This window comes from Streptomyces sp. NPDC056128 (assembly GCF_042263835.1).
Taxonomy (GTDB): Bacteria; Actinomycetota; Actinomycetes; order Streptomycetales; family Streptomycetaceae; genus Streptomyces.
The window spans coordinates 22,402-37,892 of the sequence record NZ_JBHJVQ010000012.1; the positions used below are offsets into that span (position 1 = coordinate 22,402).

Genomic DNA, 15,491 nt, shown 5'->3' on the forward strand with positions numbered 1-15,491 from the left:
GGAGCGGGCGCCGCCGCCGCGCGGGGCGCGGCCGGGGGCGGGAAGGGCGTGCGGCGCTCTGCGTCCGAGGCGGGCCGGACGTATCGTGGGGCGCAAGAGCGCCGCCCCGAACGCAGAGCGCCGCCCCGAACGCAGAGCGCCGCACGGCCAGCCACCCCGCACGCAAGGGAGAGGGCCATGGCCGATCCGAAGGGTTTCCTGACGACCCCCCGCGAGGAGTGGCCCCGCAGGCCGGCCGAGGAGCGGGTTCAGGACTGGGACGAGGTGTACGTCCCGGGCGCGCTGCTGCCGATCGTCAGCGCGCAGGCCGACCGCTGCATGGACTGCGGCGTCCCCTTCTGCCACGAGGCCTGTCCGCTGGGCAACCTGATCCCGGACTGGAACGACCTGGTGTCCCGGTCGGACTGGCGGGCGGCGAGCGAGCGGCTGCACGCCACGAACAACTTCCCCGAGTTCACCGGCCGGTTGTGCCCCGCGCCGTGCGAGGCGGGCTGCGTCCTCGCCATCAACCAGCCGGCCGTGACCATCAAGAACGTCGAGTGCGCGATCGCCGACCGCGCCTGGGAGGAGGGCTTCACCCCGCCACGGCCGCCGGACCGGCTCTCCGGGAAGACGGTGGCGGTGATCGGCTCGGGACCCGCCGGTCTCGCGGCGGCGCAGCAACTGACCCGGGCGGGGCACACGGTGGCGGTGTTCGAACGGGACGACCGGATCGGGGGGCTGATGCGGTACGGCATCCCCGCGTTCAAGATGGAGAAGCGGCACCTGGAGCGGCGCATCGAGCAGATGCGGGCGGAGGGGACGAAGTTCCGGACGTCGACCGCGGTCGGCCGGGACGTGGGAGCGGCGGAGCTGCGGAGCCGTTACGACGCCGTGGTGGTCGCCGCTGGGGCGACCGCCTGGCGCGAGCTGTCCGTGCCCGGGCGGGAGCTGGCGGGGATCCACCAGGCGATGGAGTACCTGCCGCTGGCCAACCGGGTGTGCGAGGGAGATCTGGAGCGCTCCCCGCTGTCCGCGGCGGGGAAGCACGTGGTCATCGTCGGCGGTGGCGACACCGGCGCGGACTGTCTGGGCACGGCGGTGCGGGACCGGGCCGCGTCCGTGACCCAGCTGGACATCTACGCGCAGCCGGGCGCGGAAAGGGACGAGGAGGCGGAGCCCTGGCCGGTCTATCCGCGGCTCTACCGGCTGTCGGCGGCGCACGAGGAGGCACGCGATCTGCGGTCCGCGCCGGCGGCGGACGCGGACGCGCGGCTGTTCGCGGCGTCCACGCTCCGCTTCACCGGGGACGACGAGGGGCATGTGCGGTCGCTGCGCCTGGTCGGCGTGGACGCGGGGCGCCGCCCGCTGCCCGGTACCGAGCGCACGCTCCCCGTGGACCTGGTCCTGCTCGCCCTCGGTTTCTCGGGGCCCGACCGGGAGGACGGGCTGGTCGACGGGCTGGGGCTGAAGTTGGAGTCCCGGGGCACGATCGCCCGGGACCGGGACTTCGCGACCGGCGTCCCGGGGGTGTTCGCCGCGGGGGACGCGGCGCGCGGGCAGTCGCTCATCGTGTGGGCGATCGCGGAGGGACGGGCGGTGGCGGCGGCCGTCGACCGCCACCTGTCCGGCGGCCGCACTCGGCTCCCCGCCCCCGTGGGGCCCTACGACCGGCCGATGAGGGTCTGACCGGCCCGCCGGAGACGGGCCGCGAGAGGCAATCAGGTCAGGTCAGGTCAGGTCAGTGCCAACAAGCTTAAGAACAACAAGAAACAAGACACGCGTCTCAGGACAGCAGGAAGTCCGCCTCTCCCGCCTTCGCTCCCTCGATGAAGGCCGTCATCTCCGCGGAGGTGTAGATCAGCGCCGGCCCCTCCGGGTCGGTGGACTGCCGGACCGCGATCCGGCCGTCGGCGAGCTTCATGGCCTCCAGGCAGTTGCCTCCGTTGCCGCCGCTCCACGGCTTGTGCCAGCCCTCGCTGCCCAGCTCACCGGCGGGCATGCCGTTGTAGATCCGCTCACCGCGGGTCCGTGGCGAGCGCTGGGGTTTGATGCGGTTCATTCACAGCTCCTTGCGGAGATCCCGGAGGATCTCCTTCGTGCGGTGTGCCGTGGCGGCCTGCGCCGCCATGCGGTCCATGACCTCGAGATGGGTTGCCACCTCGGCGCGCGCGTCCAGATAGACGGCGCCTGTCAGGTACTCGCTGTAGACCATGTCCGGCAGTTCCGGCATGGCGAATCGGAACAGCACGAAGGGCCCGTAGGTGCCGGGGTGCGGCCCGTTGGAGAACGGGGCGACCTGCAGCGTCACGTTGGGCAGCTTCGTGGCCTCGAGCAGCCTGTCGATCTGGGCACGCATCACCTCCGGGCCCCCGACGGGGCGGCGCAGCGCGGTCTCGTCCATCACGACCCACAGCCGGGGCGCGTCCTTGCGGGTGAGCAGTTCCTGGCGTTGCATGCGCAGGTCGACGTGGCGCTCGATGTCGTCGGGCCTGGTCTGCCCGATGGCCCCCGAGCGCAGCACGCCACGCGCGTAGTCCTCGGTCTGGAGCACGCCGGGGACGAAGTGCGGCTCGTAGGAGCGGATCAGGGCGGCGGCGCCCTCCAGGCTGACGTACAGCGAGAACCAGCCGGGCAGGATGTCGTGGAAGCGCTGCCACCACCCCGGCTTGTTGGCGTCCTCGGCCAGTCGCACGAAGGCTTCGGCCTCCTCGTCCCCGACGCCGTACGCCTTCAGCAGGAGCTGGAGGTACGGGATCTTGAGGGCGACCTCGGCCATCTCCATCCGGCGGACGGTGGCGGGGGCGACACGCAGGATGCGGGCGGCTTCCTCACGCTTGAGGCCCGCGCGTTCCCGCAGGTCCAGCAGGCGCCGGCCGAGTACGACCTGGCCGACCGTCGGCGCGGACCGCGGCTCACTCACCGCCCACCTCCTGAAGAGTCCCGAAGAGTCCTTGCGTCCCTGTGCCCTGGCGCCTGTGCCCGAGTGCTGTGCCCCGGCGCCCGTGCCTGGTGCAGACAGCCCGGCGGCGCCATCCGAAGACCTGTTCGAAAACCCGTACAGGCCTTCGACGGACTGAAGTGGCGCCGCTCGACGTGCTGTTGCGAGCAGTGTGCCACGGCCGTCCAGAACGTCACACAGCACTCTGCATTTTTCAGAGTGACACTTGCCAAGTGTTCACGGCGGGGCGATAGTGGCAAGCGTGATTCCGTCCGCGCCCTTAGGAACAGACGCCACCGCGGGCTCCCTGGGCCTCGGTGCCGCCATGGGAGCCGGCCCTTCGGGGACCGCAGCCGCCGAGCGCCGGTTCCGTTTCGAACTGGCCGCACATCCGAGTTCCCCCGCGCAGGCGAGACGCCTGACCCGGGCTCGGCTGAACGGCTGGTCGGTGTGCGAGGACACCTGCGACACCGCGGCCCTGGTCGTCTCCGAGCTGGTGACCAACGCGATCGTGCACACCGCGAGCAGACACATAGTCTGCGAGCTGCACGACGGCGACGAACTGGTCCGCATAGCCGTGCGCGACGAGGGCTGCGCCCCCGGCCAGCCCCACCCCGCGGACGATCAGCAGCCCGAGGACGAACACGGCAGAGGACTGCTCCTCGTCGACGCCCTGTGCGACGCGTGGGGCGCCCACGAGCACGGCCCCGGCCTCCTGGTCTGGGCGGAGCTGCCGCGCAAGGCCGACACCCCGCGCGACCCGTCGGAGCCCCGCAACGACCTCGGCTGGGGCGCCCGCCCGAAGCCCGGCCCGGCCGACGACACGGGCGACGAGGGCGAGGCGGAGGGCCACCGTCGGGAGTCGCCCCGCGGTACGGGCACCGAATGGCGCGGAACGGGGACCGAATGGCTGTGAGGGCCGCATCCGGCATCCGACCGCTCGGTCTGGACACGATGGTCCGCCTCCAGCGCGGACGACGCGCCCCCGGGACACCCCTGCGACTCCCCGTGCCGGACGGCATGACGGTCCCGCTGGGCTGCGACGCGGTGGCGGTACCCGCCGACCTCGCCCAACAGGTGCTGCCGCGGCTGCCGCGCGTCGGGTGCATCTACGCCGATGAGACGCACTGGTGGTGGATCGTTCCGTCCGACTCCGACTACGCCCTGGAGTGGCCCGCGCCCGCGCGGTACGCCACCGGAGCGGTCGTCCCCGACGCCCCGGGCGTCCCCGGCCTCATCCACCGCCCGGACGGCACGGTTCCGTACACCCCGCCCATCCCGCTCTACCTGGCGCTGTGCAGGCTGACGAACACGACGCCCACCTGGTCCCGGCCGGTGAGCGCGTAGGCCCCACCGCGCCCTTTCGGCCCACCACGCTCCGCCGGCCCACCACACTCCCTCCTCCCCGGCCCCAGCCCGCCCCGCACGCCCGCACGCCCGCACGCCCGCACGAACCGCTCCGGGATCCGGCCGCTTCGCCCCGCGCGCCCCCTTCCGGCTCCGCCGGGTCCGGCGTGCGCCCGCGCGCTCCGCCCTCCCCCTCCCGCGCCCTGCCCCCTGGCGTCCCGCCCCGCGATAGTGGCCGTCCGTCCACGATCGGGGGAGGCCGACGGTGCGCAGGAAGGGCGGCACGGAACCTGCCGGGGTGTCGGAGTCGGAGCGGCTGCTCTTCGGCGGCCCCCTGCGCTACGACATGGGCTGGAACCAGCACGCCGACGCGTTCCTCGAGCTGGGCTTCCGCGCGATGCTGACCCGGCTGCCGTCCCTGCTGGCGTCCAGCCTCCGGCTCGCCCGGCAGGCCGACCCGCGGGCGGCGCGGACGGTGCTCGCGGCCGAGGTGGGCCGGGGCCTGGCGCAGGCGGTCAGTCTCCTCGCCGTCAACAGCGCGCTGGCCGGGCTGATGGCCGCCGGTCCGATCGAGGAGCGCCTTCGCGGGACCGTCCCCGCACTGGTCACGGTGGCGGCGGTGATGCTGGTCGCGGCACTGCTGCGGGCGGCGTCGACGTACGCGACCGGGCGGCTGGAGCCGAAGGTCGAGCGGGTGGCCACCGAGCGGTATCTGGAGCGGGCGGCGGCCGTGGAGCTGTCCGCGATCGAGGACCACGCCTTCCACAAGCTCCTGGACACCGCCCAGTACGGCGCGGCCTCCGCGCGGCGCATGATCTCGTACGGCACCCGCGTGGTAAACGCGATGATCTCGCTGATCGCGGCGGCCGGAGTCCTGACCGTGCTGCACCCGGCGCTGCTGCCGCTGCTGGTGACGATGACGCTGCCGAGCGCCTGGAGCGCGCTGACCCTGGCCCGTCGCCGGTACGAGTCCTTCCACGCCTGGGTGCAGCACGAGCGGGCGGGGCGGCTGCTGGGCAGTCTGCTGATCGAACCGGCCGCGGCCCCCGAGATCCGGGTGCACTCGGTGGGCCCGTTCCTGCTGCGGCACTTCCGCGCGATGGCGGAGACCGCGGAGGCCGAGCAGGCCAGGCTGGCCCGGCTGGCGGCCCGTACGGGGCTGATCGCGTCGGCCTGGACGGGCGTGGCGACGGCGGCGACGTACGCGACCCTCGGCGGGCTGCTGCTGGGCGGCGCGATGGCCCTGTCCGTGGCGGGCACCGCGGTGATCGCCATCCGCACCGGCTCGCAGAGCCTCGGCACCCTGGTCGTCGAGGTCAACGCGCTCCACGAGGAGGCACTCTTCGTCGGCGACCTGGACCGGCTGCACGTGGAGGCGGCCGAGCGGGCCATCCCGCTGGGCGGCGCGGCGCTCCCCGAGGCCCCCAAGGAGATCCGCTTCGAGCACGTCACGTTCAGTTATCCGGGCGACGCGACCCGCCCGGCGCTCGACGACGTGACGCTCTCCCTGCCGCTGGGCCGGATCGTGGCCCTCGTCGGCGAGAACGGCTCGGGCAAGACCACACTGGTCAAGCTGCTCGCCGGCCTCTACACACCGGACCGGGGCCGCGTCACCTGGGACGGTGTCGACGCGGCGACGGCGGACCGGCACGCGCTCGCCGAACGGGTCGCGATGGTGGCCCAGGACTTCAAGCGCTGGCCGTTCACCGCGCGGGTGAACGTCGCCGTGGGCCGCTCCTCCGTGCCGCTGGGCGACGAGCGGGTGGCCGACGCGGTCGCCGAGGCGGGCGCCGAGGACGTGGTCGCGGATCTGCCGCGCGGCCTGGACACCCTGCTGGCCCGCAATTTCAGCGGGGGGCACGAGCTGTCCGGCGGCCAGTGGCAGCGGGTGGGGATCGCGCGCGCGGCGTACCGGCAGGGCCGCATCCTCATCGTCGACGAACCGACGGCGGCCCTGGACGCCCGCGCCGAGCTGGAGGTCTTCGAGAAGATCCGCGCCCTGGCCGGCAGCGGACAGACCGTCGTCCTGATCACCCACCGGCTGGCCTCCGTGCGCCACGCGGACCTGGTGCACGTCCTCGACCAGGGCAGGCTGGTGGAGTCCGGGACCCCGGACGAGCTGCTGGCCACCGGCGGGGTCTACGCGGAGCTGTACTCGCTCCAGGCGGAACAGTTCACGAAGGCGCCGGTACCGGCCCCGGAGGCGGGCTGACCGGGGGCGTCAGGCCGCCGCGTCACTCGCGGCGACGGCGCCGCGCACCACGACCAGGAACATGTCCGTGGCGAGGTCCATGACCACTTCGGCGGGCTGGCCCTCCAGCCGCCGTGCCTGTGCGAACTCCTCCGCCGGCCAGGATCCTCGCGGTCCACCTGCGGGAAAGCGTTCGAGCACTGTTCGCCCGTTCACTCCGCACCTCCATGTCGCGCTGTACTCGTAGAGAGTTAAACGCCAACCATGGAGCGAAAGCCTCGCGCGGTGATGGTACTGAGACATAGTTGACACTCGTTCACCGCAAAGTGTGAGCCGTGACGCAGCCGTTCGGCCGTTTCCGCTACGGAGAGTCCACGGAGCGTTTCAGTCGTCGTACTCGTCGTGGTAGCGGACTCCCTCGCTGCCCGCGGGCGCGCCGAGAGCCGTCGCGCGCCCCTCCGGTTTCTCCCACGGCTCCTGGCGGCCGAGCGCGGTCAGGTCGAGCAGGCTGGTGGTGGAGCCGATCCCGTCGAGGCCGCGCTCGTACGTCGAGTAGGTGTGGAAGACCCGCTCGCGGTCGCGCAGGAAGCAGCTGAGGCCCGGCCGCTCGACCAGCTCGCCCTCGTGTTCGAGGGTGACCTCGAAGTCGGCGTTGAAGTCGCTGACGTACGACGAGTACCAGGGCAGCGTCCAGCCCATCCGCGCCTTGAACGGCAGGATCTTCGGGTACGGCGCCCGGGAGACGGCGGCGAAGGACGTACCGCGGGCCCTCAGGTGCGCGAGGTGGCCGATCTGGTCCAGGAACGCCGAGCAGCTGCGGCAGCCGGCGTCCCACTCGGGCGCGAACATGAAGTGGTAGACGACGAGCTGGTCGCGGCCCTCGAAGAGGTCGAGGAGGGTGGCCTTGCCGTCGCCGCCCTCGAACACGTACTCCTTGTCGACCTCCACCATGGGCAGCCCGCGCCGTTCGGCGTTGAGGGCGTCACGCGCGCGGGTGGCCGCCTTCTCCTTGGCCAGTAAGGCCGCGCGCGCCGCGCGCCAGTCCGCGCGGGTCACGATCTCGGGCAGCGTCATGGCTCCAGCTCCTCCATTGCGACGGAACGTCGAAGGGTGGTGACTGCCGGGAGGAGAAGAACTCATCGCGGCTCGGAGAACTTTCTTTTCCGGGCCGCCGCGCGGATGCGGTTCAGGTGTCGTACTCCTGGACGCGCCGCCCGTGGCCGCGGTCGGTCAGGGCGGGCAGCCGCTCCTCCAACTCCCGCACCACGGCGGGCACGTCGAGGGTGAGCAGCACGCGGTCCCGCATGAGGACGCGGCCGTCGACGATCGTCGTGCGCACGTCGGCGGAGCGGGCGCTGTGCACCAGGGTGGCGGCGTGGTCGTGCACGGGCTGGGTGTGCGGTCCCGTGAGGTCGACGAGGATCAGGTCGGCCCGCAGCCCCGGCGCGACGCGGCCGACGGTGCCGGCGAGCCCGACCGCGTCGGCGCTCTGCAGGGTGGCGTGGTGGAGGGCCTGACGGGAGGTCAGCCAGCGGGGGTCGCCCTCGGTGGACTTCTGGATGAGGGAGGTGAGCGCCATCGACTCCCACACGTCGAGGGAGTTGTTGGAGGCGGCGCCGTCCGTGGCGAGGCCCACGGGGATCCCGATGTCGCGCAGGGCGCGCACCGGGGTGGTGTCGGGCCAGGCGAACTTGAGGTAGCCGCGGGGTGCGGTCGCCACGGCCGTACGGCCCTCCGCGCGGGCGAGGAGCGGCAGATCGTCCCCGGTGATGCCGGTGCCGTGCGCGATGAGCACGTCGGTGCCGAGGATGCCGGTGCGCTCCAGGACCTGGATCGGGGTGACCCCGTGCCGGGCGAGGCTGGTGTCGGTCTGGTCCCGGTTCTCGGCGGCGTGGAGGTGCACGGGCAGTCCGTGGTCGCGGGCGAGCGCGGCGGTGGCGGCGAGGTCGGCGTCGGTCACCGTGTAGGGGGCGTGCGGGGCGAGGGCGGTGGTGATGCGGCCGTCGGCGGAGCCCCGGTGCCGCAACGCGAACTCCAGTGAAGCCTCCCGCCCCTCGGGGCCCTGCGAGGAGAAGTACGCCTGGCCCAGCTGCGCCCGCATCCCGCACGCGGCGACGACGGCGGCCACGGCGTCCATGGCGAAGTAGCTGTCCGCGAAGGTCGTCACCCCCGCGCGGATCATCTCGGCGCAGGCCAGCCGGGCCCCCAGCGTCACGTCGCGTTCGGTGAGGTTGGACTCGACGGGCCAGACGACGTCGTTGAACCACTCCTCGGTGGGCAGGTCCTCGGCGAGGCCCCGCAGGGCGACCATCGGCGCGTGCGTGTGGCAGTTGACCAGCCCGGGGAGGGCGACCTGGCCGCGGGCGTCGATGCGGTCGGCGGCGGCCAGGCCGGCGACGGCGGCGGCGGTCGTCACGGAGTCGACGGCTCCGTCCCGTACGACGATCGCGGCGTCCTCCTCGAAACCGATCCGCTCCCGGTCGTCGTGGACGAGGACGGTGCAGCCGGTGATGACGAGATCCGCGGGCTTCCCGTGCGAAGAAGGCGTCATCACGCCAACCTACGGGGGCGGGCGCCGCCACGGCACCGGCCCGCCGGGGACACTCACCCCGCGAGCGGCAGTTCGGGGCGGTCGCCGCCCACGCGGCCGCGCCGCTGGGCCAGTTCGTCCCCCAGCTCGGCGAGCCGGGCGGTGTGGCGGGGCGTGAGCCGGCCGGTGTCGTCGAGGTGGACGGCGCAGGCGGTGGTGGTGTCGACGAGCCGTTCGAGGACCGCGGCGACCTCGTCCGTGCCCTCGGAGTGGCGGGCGAGGGCGGGCAGTTCGGCGGCGGCGCGGTCGATGGCTGCGCGCGCTTCGGCGAGCGTGCGGTAGGCCTCGCGGCGCAGCGTCCACCGGGTGGCGCGGTCGCCGGACCCGCTCAGTACGTGCGCGAGGTAGGCCTGCGCGGCGGCGTCGGCGGCCCCGATCCGGGCCCGGACGCCGCCGCCCCGCTGTCCCGGCATCGGCAGATGCCCGACGACCAGCACGATCGCGCAGGCCAGCAGCGTCTCCCCGATGCGGCCGGCGGAGGCCTGGGGTTCGCCGCCGACCATGACCAGGGCGAGGACGAGGACGGTGACGACGGTGGTCTGGGCGGCGAAGTGCCGTGCGGCGACCGGCACCAGGGCACCGCACACGGCGACGAGCGCGACCAGCCCCTCGGGCTGGGGCAGTACGGCCGCGAACCCGGCGAACAGCAAGGCCCCGAGCACGGTCCCGGCCGCCCGGCACAGGACCCGGGACACGAGCGGACCGAGATCGGGCTTGACGAGGAAGACGGCGGTGGCGGGCAGCCAGTACCAGTGCTGGTGGGCGCCGTACCAGTGGCCGTGGTGCAGCGCCTGGGCGACGGCGGCGCTTACTCCGAAGCACAGCCCGACCCGCAGCCCGTACTCCCGCCCTCCCGCACCGAGGACGTCGCGGGCGAGCGCGGCGGCCGACCGCCTGCGGGTGTGCAGGTCCTGGCCCCTGCCCAGGTCGAAGGCGACCGCGGCGTGCAGGAGGGCGTCGTCCAGGGCGCGCAGGGCGGGGTCGGTGCGGTGGGGCGCGGGCAGTGGTCCGGCGTGGGCGTTGCCGCGTACGGCGGCCGCGAGCCGCCGGGGCCCTTCCGAGGCACGGGCGGGCACGGGCCGCTCGGCCCACGCGAGCGCGGTCGCGGCTTCGCCGAGGGGCAGCGCGGCCGCGTACTGGGCGCGCAGCCGGCGTTCGGCCGCGGTGGAGGCGCGGCGCCGCAGCCGGGGTCCGGCGAGCGCGTCCTGGGCGTGGTCGAGGGCGGCGGTGAGCGCGGCCCGGCGGGCCACGGCGTGCTCGGTGCCGACGGCGTCCAGCAGCGCGGCCACGGCGTTGTACACGTCGGCGACGGCCGCGCGCTCCCCGTCGAAGCGGAAGCCTCCGGTCAGGGACCCGGGAGTGGGCAGGACCAGCCGCAGCAGGAGCAGCCATCCGGCGCCGGCGAGGAAGGCCAGCACGCTCTGCCACCCGGGGTCGGGCAACAGCATCCCGGCGCCCACCGCGCTGCCGACCAGCAGCTGCGTCCCGGTCTGGGACGCCACGGGCCCGACGGCACTGACGCCGCCCGCGACCAGCCCGAGCCCGGTCAGCACCAGGGTCAGCGGTACGGCGCCCAGCTGCTGTCCGGCGTACGTCCCGACGAGCAGCCCGGCCGCGCCCGCGAGCGCGGGTACGCCGATCCGCCGCACGGACGTACGGCGGCTGCCCGGCCGGTCGTTGATGCCGGCCAGCATGGCGGCGATCGCGGCGACGACCCCGAGGGAGGCCCGCCCGGCGACCAGCGCGGTGATCAGCAGCGGCCCACCGGCCAGCGCACCGCGCGTGACCGCGTTCCAGGGCACGGGACCGCGCTGGGCGTTCAGAGCATGGGCGAGCCACGGCGGGAGCACACGGGCGGCGGTGCGGAACAAGGGGCGCGGCCTCCTGTCGTCCGGTCGAGGGCGATGACGAGCCTTCGGGCGACGGTGGCCGGGCTGGGCGATGCGCTGTCAAGCGTACGACGGAATGCCGCGGGGGCGGAAACGGGCGTGTTTCCGGAGGATGACGGCGGCCTCGGCGCCTACGCCAGGCCCACGAGGGAGGCAAGGGCCCTGCCCCAGACTCCGGCGGGGCCCGGCCAGTCGAGCGGCGTGAAGAACGCGGCCGGAGAGAGCACGAGAAGGACGAGGAGGGCAATGATCAACCCGTCGATTCCGGGCTTCTGCTCAGACTCCCTCGACAGGAACACGTCGGCGAAGAATGCCAGACACCCGGCAGCGGCCAGGAGCACCAGCGCGCCTGCCACGACGCTGCCGCCGGTGAACAGCACCTGGACGAAAATGTTCGCGTCCGCCCCGTACGCTGCCCGGTTGGCGGTCACGACCAGCATGGGAATGGTCGCCGGGTACGGCGGTACTCGAGCCGACGGTGTCCGGTTCTTCCGGCTCCCCGTCGTGCCGTACCGACCATTCCCCCTGAACCACCTGCGCGGTGTCCCCGTCGATCTCCTCCCCGAGCAGGCGTAGTTCCTCGCGCACCACGCCGAGTTCGGCCTCGGCCTGTTCCATGAGCTCGGAGAACTGCTCGGTGTCCTGCCGCTCCTGCGACAGGCCGGGGTATTCGGACAGGGGGACGCGTCCCGTTCCGCGTCCCGACGCCGACGGGCCAGCTCCTCCTGTGCCTGGGCCAGCAGCGCCTCGGCCTTGGCGCGTTCCGCCTCGGCCTGGCGCATGGTCGACTGGGCGCGCTCGACGCGCAGCTCAGCGTCCGACAGCCGCTGCGCGAACTCGGCCTATGCCTCGGCGTGCCCTTCCGTCCTGGCCCTGCGCGCGGCCGTTGCCCTCTGCCCGGGCCTCCATGCGCACGTCGCCGCGGATCTGCTGGCCGCCGGCCGCTTGCCGCTGCCAGCCTTCCACCAGGTCCCGCAGCTCGTCGGCGGCCTCGGGGTGCTCGCCGAGCAGCGTGACCAGGGACGTACCCGCGGTACCGGCCAGTGTGAGCAGAGTGGGATCCACCGCAGCCCAACCTTCGCTGTGAGCAACGCCGTTGGCAGAGCTCAGCCGCTGTGGGATCCCAGGGGCTCCAGGTCGTTGAAGTGAAGAGGGCTCCGGATCACGGGCTTGTCCGAGAGTCGGTTTTCCTCCACAAGGTAGTAGCCCTTCTCACGGCCGCGCCCCTGCGCCCATTCCGCGAGGCTCCGCAAGGCCGCCGATCCGTCCGACACACCCCTCCAGGCCATCCGCCCGGCCCCGAGTCCGAGCATGGCGGCGCTGGTGCCGTCCTTGATCCGGTCCTTGGCGTGGTAGGAGTACCCCGAGGGCTGGCCGGTCCCGAGGTCGGTGACCCTGAGGCCGTTCAGCTTCCGCCGGTCGCTCACCCGCGCGAAGAGGCCACCCAGCTGGCAGGAGTAGTACACCGTCAGCGCGATGTCCTCAGCGGTGTGCCCCGCGCGAGTCGCCAGACCGGGATGGTAGGCGACCTCCAGCCGGTCGTGCTCGCGCGGCACGAAGAAGTGCTGGACGACTGGATTCCGCTCTCGCAGGAAGGGGAGCGCCACCTGGTGGGGAGGGTAGAGGAACTGCGCGTCCTCAATGTGCAGGGTTCCCTGCTCGCCCGACGCGAGCTCCACCCTCGCCAGGTATCTCCTGTGTGCCGTCAGGAAACCCGGAACCACGTTGCTCATTTCCCGCCCCCTCTATCCTCTGCTGTGGTGAAAGTTGACCACCGCGGCCCGGGTCCCCTTCGTCACGACCAAGACCTCGTACACGTCCGCTCCGGACTCGAATTCGAATCGATAAGCGGACTCACTCACTTCGTATTCCTGTTCGCGCACCTTCAGCGGTTCGTCGGTCGGGAGATCGAATTCCTCGATCAGTTCCCGGCGGGCCAGGTCCAGCAGGACGGAACGCTTCAGCCTGGGCTCGCCGGTCCCGGTGTTCATGTCCTTCGCGGCCGACGTGTCCGTGGACGCCGCCCCCGTCGAGGCGAGTTCCCTGCCGCCGGCGCCCGCCGCCGCACCCCCGGCGCCGGCGCGCTGCTTCTTGCGCCACCAGGACCTCGCGTCCTGCACCGACCGCCAGCCCATCCACGCGACCGCCGCGGCGCCGACACCGTCCGCCGCCGTGTGCAGCCCGTCACGCCATCCGGAGGAATCGTCGCCAACGCCCCCGTCCGATACGTCAAGTCCCGCCACCTGACCCACCCGAACAAAATCGAGCACAACCGGATCGACTTCGCTCAACATTTGCCTGAGTCTTTCCGACGCCATGACGCCGCCCCCCCTCTTCGACCGGCCACACCGCGGATCCGCTTGGAGTTCGTTCCCATACGTATGATGGGTTAATCGCCTTATGCTGCGGGCACATTTCCTTTCCCGTGAGGAGCACAGCCCACTCTCAGCACATCAAGAACCTTTCTCCCAGGGAGTTGCATGACAGCACGGGAATACCGAGCCCAGCTGGAACAGACAAGGAGAAGGCAGGCGGACGCGGAGCGGCGGGCGGCCTCGCTCCGGCAGAGGGAGGCGACGGCCCGCGCCTCCGCCACGCAGCAGCGTTCCTCGGCGGCCCGGACGCACAGCGCCGGCATCCGCGACAGCAGACTCCGCAGCGCCGCCCGGCGCGAGAAGGAAGCCAACAAGGCGGCACGCGACGCCGCTTCGTGGGAGGCACGGGGCGCGCGCCTCGGCAGGCGGGCGGCAGCGCTGGACGTGCTGTGGGCCGAGGCGGACGCGGAGGAGCGCGAGGCCGTGGAAGCGGTGCTCCGGCATGAACGGCGGGAGGCGATGCTGCGGATCACCTCCGAACAGACACGGCTCGACACCCGACTGACCCTGACGGAGGGAAAGATGAACGACGTCATCAGGCACCTGCGCGCACCAAGGCCCGAACCCCTGCGGGTGCTGATGCTCGGCGCGGCGGCGGGCGGCGATCTGCGCATCCCCCGTGAACAGGCCCGTATCCGCGCGGCGGTGGAGCGGGCGCTGCACCGCGATCTGGTCGAGTTGGACGCACACCCCGCCGCGACGGCCGACCACCTCCTCGACGGCCTCACGCGCTTCAGGCCGCACGTCGTGCACTTCTCGGGCCACAGCGCGTCGGACCTCGTCGTCTTCGAGCAGGACACCGACCGCTTCCACGACGGGGCCGTGGTCTCCGCCCGGGCCTTCGCCCGCGCCATCGCCGCCGTGGACGAACAGCCGCTGCTGGTCCTGCTCAACTCGTGCGACTCAGCGCCCCAGGCGGCCCGACTGGTGGACACCGTCCCGCTGGCGATCGGAATGTCGGCGTCCATCGGGGACATCGACGCGATCACCTACGCGGCGCGCTTCTACGCCGCCGTCGCGGACGGACAGTCGATCCGTTCCGCCCACGCCCAAGGCCGGGTGGCGATCGAGATGGCGGGCCTTCTCGACCACGACCTCCCGACCCTGTTCCACGCCGACGACGTGGACCCGTCCACGGCCTTGCTCGTCTCGCCCCCGCCCACTGCCCCGCCGCCTCTGCCCACCTCGACCGACGACAACTCCGAGCCGGTGGCCGGCCCATGAGCGCACCGCGTGCCGGGCGGCAGGGCTCCGGCCTACTCCTACGGCCCGCGGGGCAAGCCGGTCCGCGTCAGGCCGCCTGATGTCCGAAGGTCTCAGCGCGCCTCCAGGGCGACGCGCAGGAGTGTCTCGGTGTGCGCCACCGAGCGGGTCAGGGAGTGCGGCTCCGGGGTCAGTTCGGCGACCAGTTCGTCGATCCCGCCCAGGCCGGCGCGCTCGACGATGCCCTTCTCGTTGGTGACCCACTCCCCCCGTGCCGCCAGCACCGCGTGTGCCGTCTGGGTGGTGGCGAGGGCGATGGCTCCGGCGACCTGGGTGAGGGCGCCCTTGGGGGCGTGGCCGGTTCTCGCGTAGGCGAGGGTGGCCATGGCCGCGCCGTGCCAGTGGGCGGGGGCGGTGGCGCGCAGGGCGTCGGGGTAGGCGGGGCGGGGCAGTTCGCCGCGTAGCGTCCGGTTGATCGCCAGTTCCGCGACCACCAGGTACGTCGGGATGCCCGCCAGGTGGAACATCAGCGGCTCGACGCGGAAGCGGCCCGCCTCCGCCTCAGTCACCTGGTGCTCGACCACGTCGAGGTCCCGGTAGTGCACGTCGACGCGGCGGCCGTCGATCGTCAGCCAGGCGCCGCCGTTGAAGACGCCGCCGCCCCAGGCGCCGATCTCCGAGACCTCACCGGCCCAGCCGACGGCGCGGAGGTCGTCGGGGTCGAAATCGCCCCGGTAGTAGACCGCCATGTCCCAGTCGCTGTCGGGCCTGTGCGTGCCCTGTGCCCGGGAGCCGCCGAGGGTGACCGCCCGGACGGCGGGCAGGGCGGCGAGCCGGTCGGCGGTGGTGTCGAGGAAGGCCTCGTCCGTGGGATCCGTGAGGGAGGGCACTGCGGTGGGCTCCTGGCGGTGACGAGGTGACGGAACGGGCACCGGAAGCCTAGGCGGGCAGGGGCGCGGGCCGCGAGGGAAAATCG

General features: G+C 73.0%; 16 protein-coding genes. 5 read left to right on the forward strand and 11 right to left on the reverse strand.

Annotated elements, in window-relative coordinates:
• Window positions 1–177 precede the first annotated feature (177 nt).
• Window positions 178–1,668, forward strand: a complete 1,491-nt coding sequence (locus ACFC1X_RS22665) for a glutamate synthase subunit beta (protein WP_376356326.1) — start codon at window positions 178–180, stop codon at window positions 1,666–1,668.
• A gap of 97 nt (window positions 1,669–1,765) precedes the next feature.
• Here the strand turns inward: ACFC1X_RS22665 and ACFC1X_RS22670 are convergent, their stop codons facing one another.
• Window positions 1,766–2,041 carry a DUF397 domain-containing protein gene (locus ACFC1X_RS22670; RefSeq protein WP_161330137.1) on the reverse strand — a complete coding sequence of 92 codons (276 nt, stop codon included), beginning with the start codon at window positions 2,039–2,041 and terminating at the stop codon, window positions 1,766–1,768.
• Complete coding sequence (locus ACFC1X_RS22675) at window positions 2,042–2,902, reverse strand: helix-turn-helix transcriptional regulator (RefSeq protein ID WP_122615049.1); 861 nt, start codon at window positions 2,900–2,902, stop codon at window positions 2,042–2,044.
• Window positions 2,903–3,173: 271 nt separating this feature from the next.
• Here ACFC1X_RS22675 and ACFC1X_RS22680 point away from each other — a divergent pair, with 271 nt between their 5' ends.
• The 3 genes from ACFC1X_RS22680 to ACFC1X_RS22690 all read left to right on the forward strand — a co-directional run bounded on the left by ACFC1X_RS22680 (window position 3,174) and on the right by ACFC1X_RS22690 (window position 6,479).
• On the forward strand, window positions 3,174–3,836 hold the full coding sequence (locus tag ACFC1X_RS22680; protein WP_376356328.1) for an ATP-binding protein: 663 nt from the start codon (window positions 3,174–3,176) through the stop codon (window positions 3,834–3,836).
• Window positions 3,827–4,267, forward strand: a complete 441-nt coding sequence (locus ACFC1X_RS22685) for a hypothetical protein (RefSeq protein WP_376356330.1) — start codon at window positions 3,827–3,829, stop codon at window positions 4,265–4,267. Before ACFC1X_RS22680 ends, ACFC1X_RS22685 begins: the two co-directional genes overlap by 10 nt.
• 346 nt (window positions 4,268–4,613) lie before the next feature.
• The gene (locus tag ACFC1X_RS22690) at window positions 4,614–6,479 is read left to right on the forward strand and encodes an ABC transporter ATP-binding protein (protein WP_376356624.1); all 1,866 of its coding nucleotides are present in this window, start codon (window positions 4,614–4,616) and stop codon (window positions 6,477–6,479) included.
• Window positions 6,480–6,488: 9 nt separating this feature from the next.
• Here ACFC1X_RS22690 and ACFC1X_RS22695 read toward each other — a convergent pair whose 3' ends face one another.
• From ACFC1X_RS22695 to ACFC1X_RS22730, 8 genes are all read right to left on the reverse strand, one after another.
• Window positions 6,489–6,674, reverse strand: coding sequence for a hypothetical protein (locus ACFC1X_RS22695; RefSeq protein WP_355835515.1), 186 nt, complete (start codon window positions 6,672–6,674; stop codon window positions 6,489–6,491).
• A 168-nt stretch (window positions 6,675–6,842) separates the two neighbouring features.
• Window positions 6,843–7,532, reverse strand: coding sequence for a DUF899 domain-containing protein (locus ACFC1X_RS22700; protein ID WP_376356332.1), 690 nt, complete (start codon window positions 7,530–7,532; stop codon window positions 6,843–6,845).
• Between the two features lie 112 nt (window positions 7,533–7,644).
• Complete coding sequence (locus ACFC1X_RS22705; RefSeq protein WP_376356334.1) at window positions 7,645–9,009, reverse strand: amidohydrolase; 1,365 nt, start codon at window positions 9,007–9,009, stop codon at window positions 7,645–7,647.
• Between the two features lie 53 nt (window positions 9,010–9,062).
• Complete coding sequence (locus ACFC1X_RS22710; RefSeq protein WP_376356336.1) at window positions 9,063–10,919, reverse strand: FUSC family protein; 1,857 nt, start codon at window positions 10,917–10,919, stop codon at window positions 9,063–9,065.
• 149 nt (window positions 10,920–11,068) lie between these two features.
• Window positions 11,069–11,377 carry a hypothetical protein gene (locus ACFC1X_RS22715; RefSeq protein WP_376356338.1) on the reverse strand — a complete coding sequence of 103 codons (309 nt, stop codon included), beginning with the start codon at window positions 11,375–11,377 and terminating at the stop codon, window positions 11,069–11,071.
• Between the two features lie 370 nt (window positions 11,378–11,747).
• Window positions 11,748–12,002: a hypothetical protein gene (locus ACFC1X_RS22720; protein WP_376356340.1), complete on the reverse strand. Its 255-nt coding sequence runs from the start codon at window positions 12,000–12,002 to the stop codon at window positions 11,748–11,750.
• A 41-nt stretch (window positions 12,003–12,043) separates the two neighbouring features.
• Entirely contained in the window at window positions 12,044–12,670 is a 627-nt protein-coding gene (locus tag ACFC1X_RS22725) for a hypothetical protein (protein WP_376356342.1), read from the reverse strand.
• A 12-nt stretch (window positions 12,671–12,682) separates the two neighbouring features.
• Window positions 12,683–13,231 carry a hypothetical protein gene (locus ACFC1X_RS22730; protein ID WP_376356344.1) on the reverse strand — a complete coding sequence of 183 codons (549 nt, stop codon included), beginning with the start codon at window positions 13,229–13,231 and terminating at the stop codon, window positions 12,683–12,685.
• 186 nt (window positions 13,232–13,417) lie between these two features.
• On the opposite strand from ACFC1X_RS22730, the gene ACFC1X_RS22735 reads away from it, so the two are divergent.
• Entirely contained in the window at window positions 13,418–14,536 is a 1,119-nt protein-coding gene (locus ACFC1X_RS22735; protein WP_376356346.1) for a hypothetical protein, read from the forward strand.
• A 92-nt stretch (window positions 14,537–14,628) separates the two neighbouring features.
• On the opposite strand, the gene ACFC1X_RS22740 is transcribed toward ACFC1X_RS22735, so the two are convergent.
• Window positions 14,629–15,405: a nucleotidyltransferase domain-containing protein gene (locus tag ACFC1X_RS22740; RefSeq protein ID WP_376356348.1), complete on the reverse strand. Its 777-nt coding sequence runs from the start codon at window positions 15,403–15,405 to the stop codon at window positions 14,629–14,631.
• Between the last annotated feature and the right edge of the window lie 86 nt (window positions 15,406–15,491).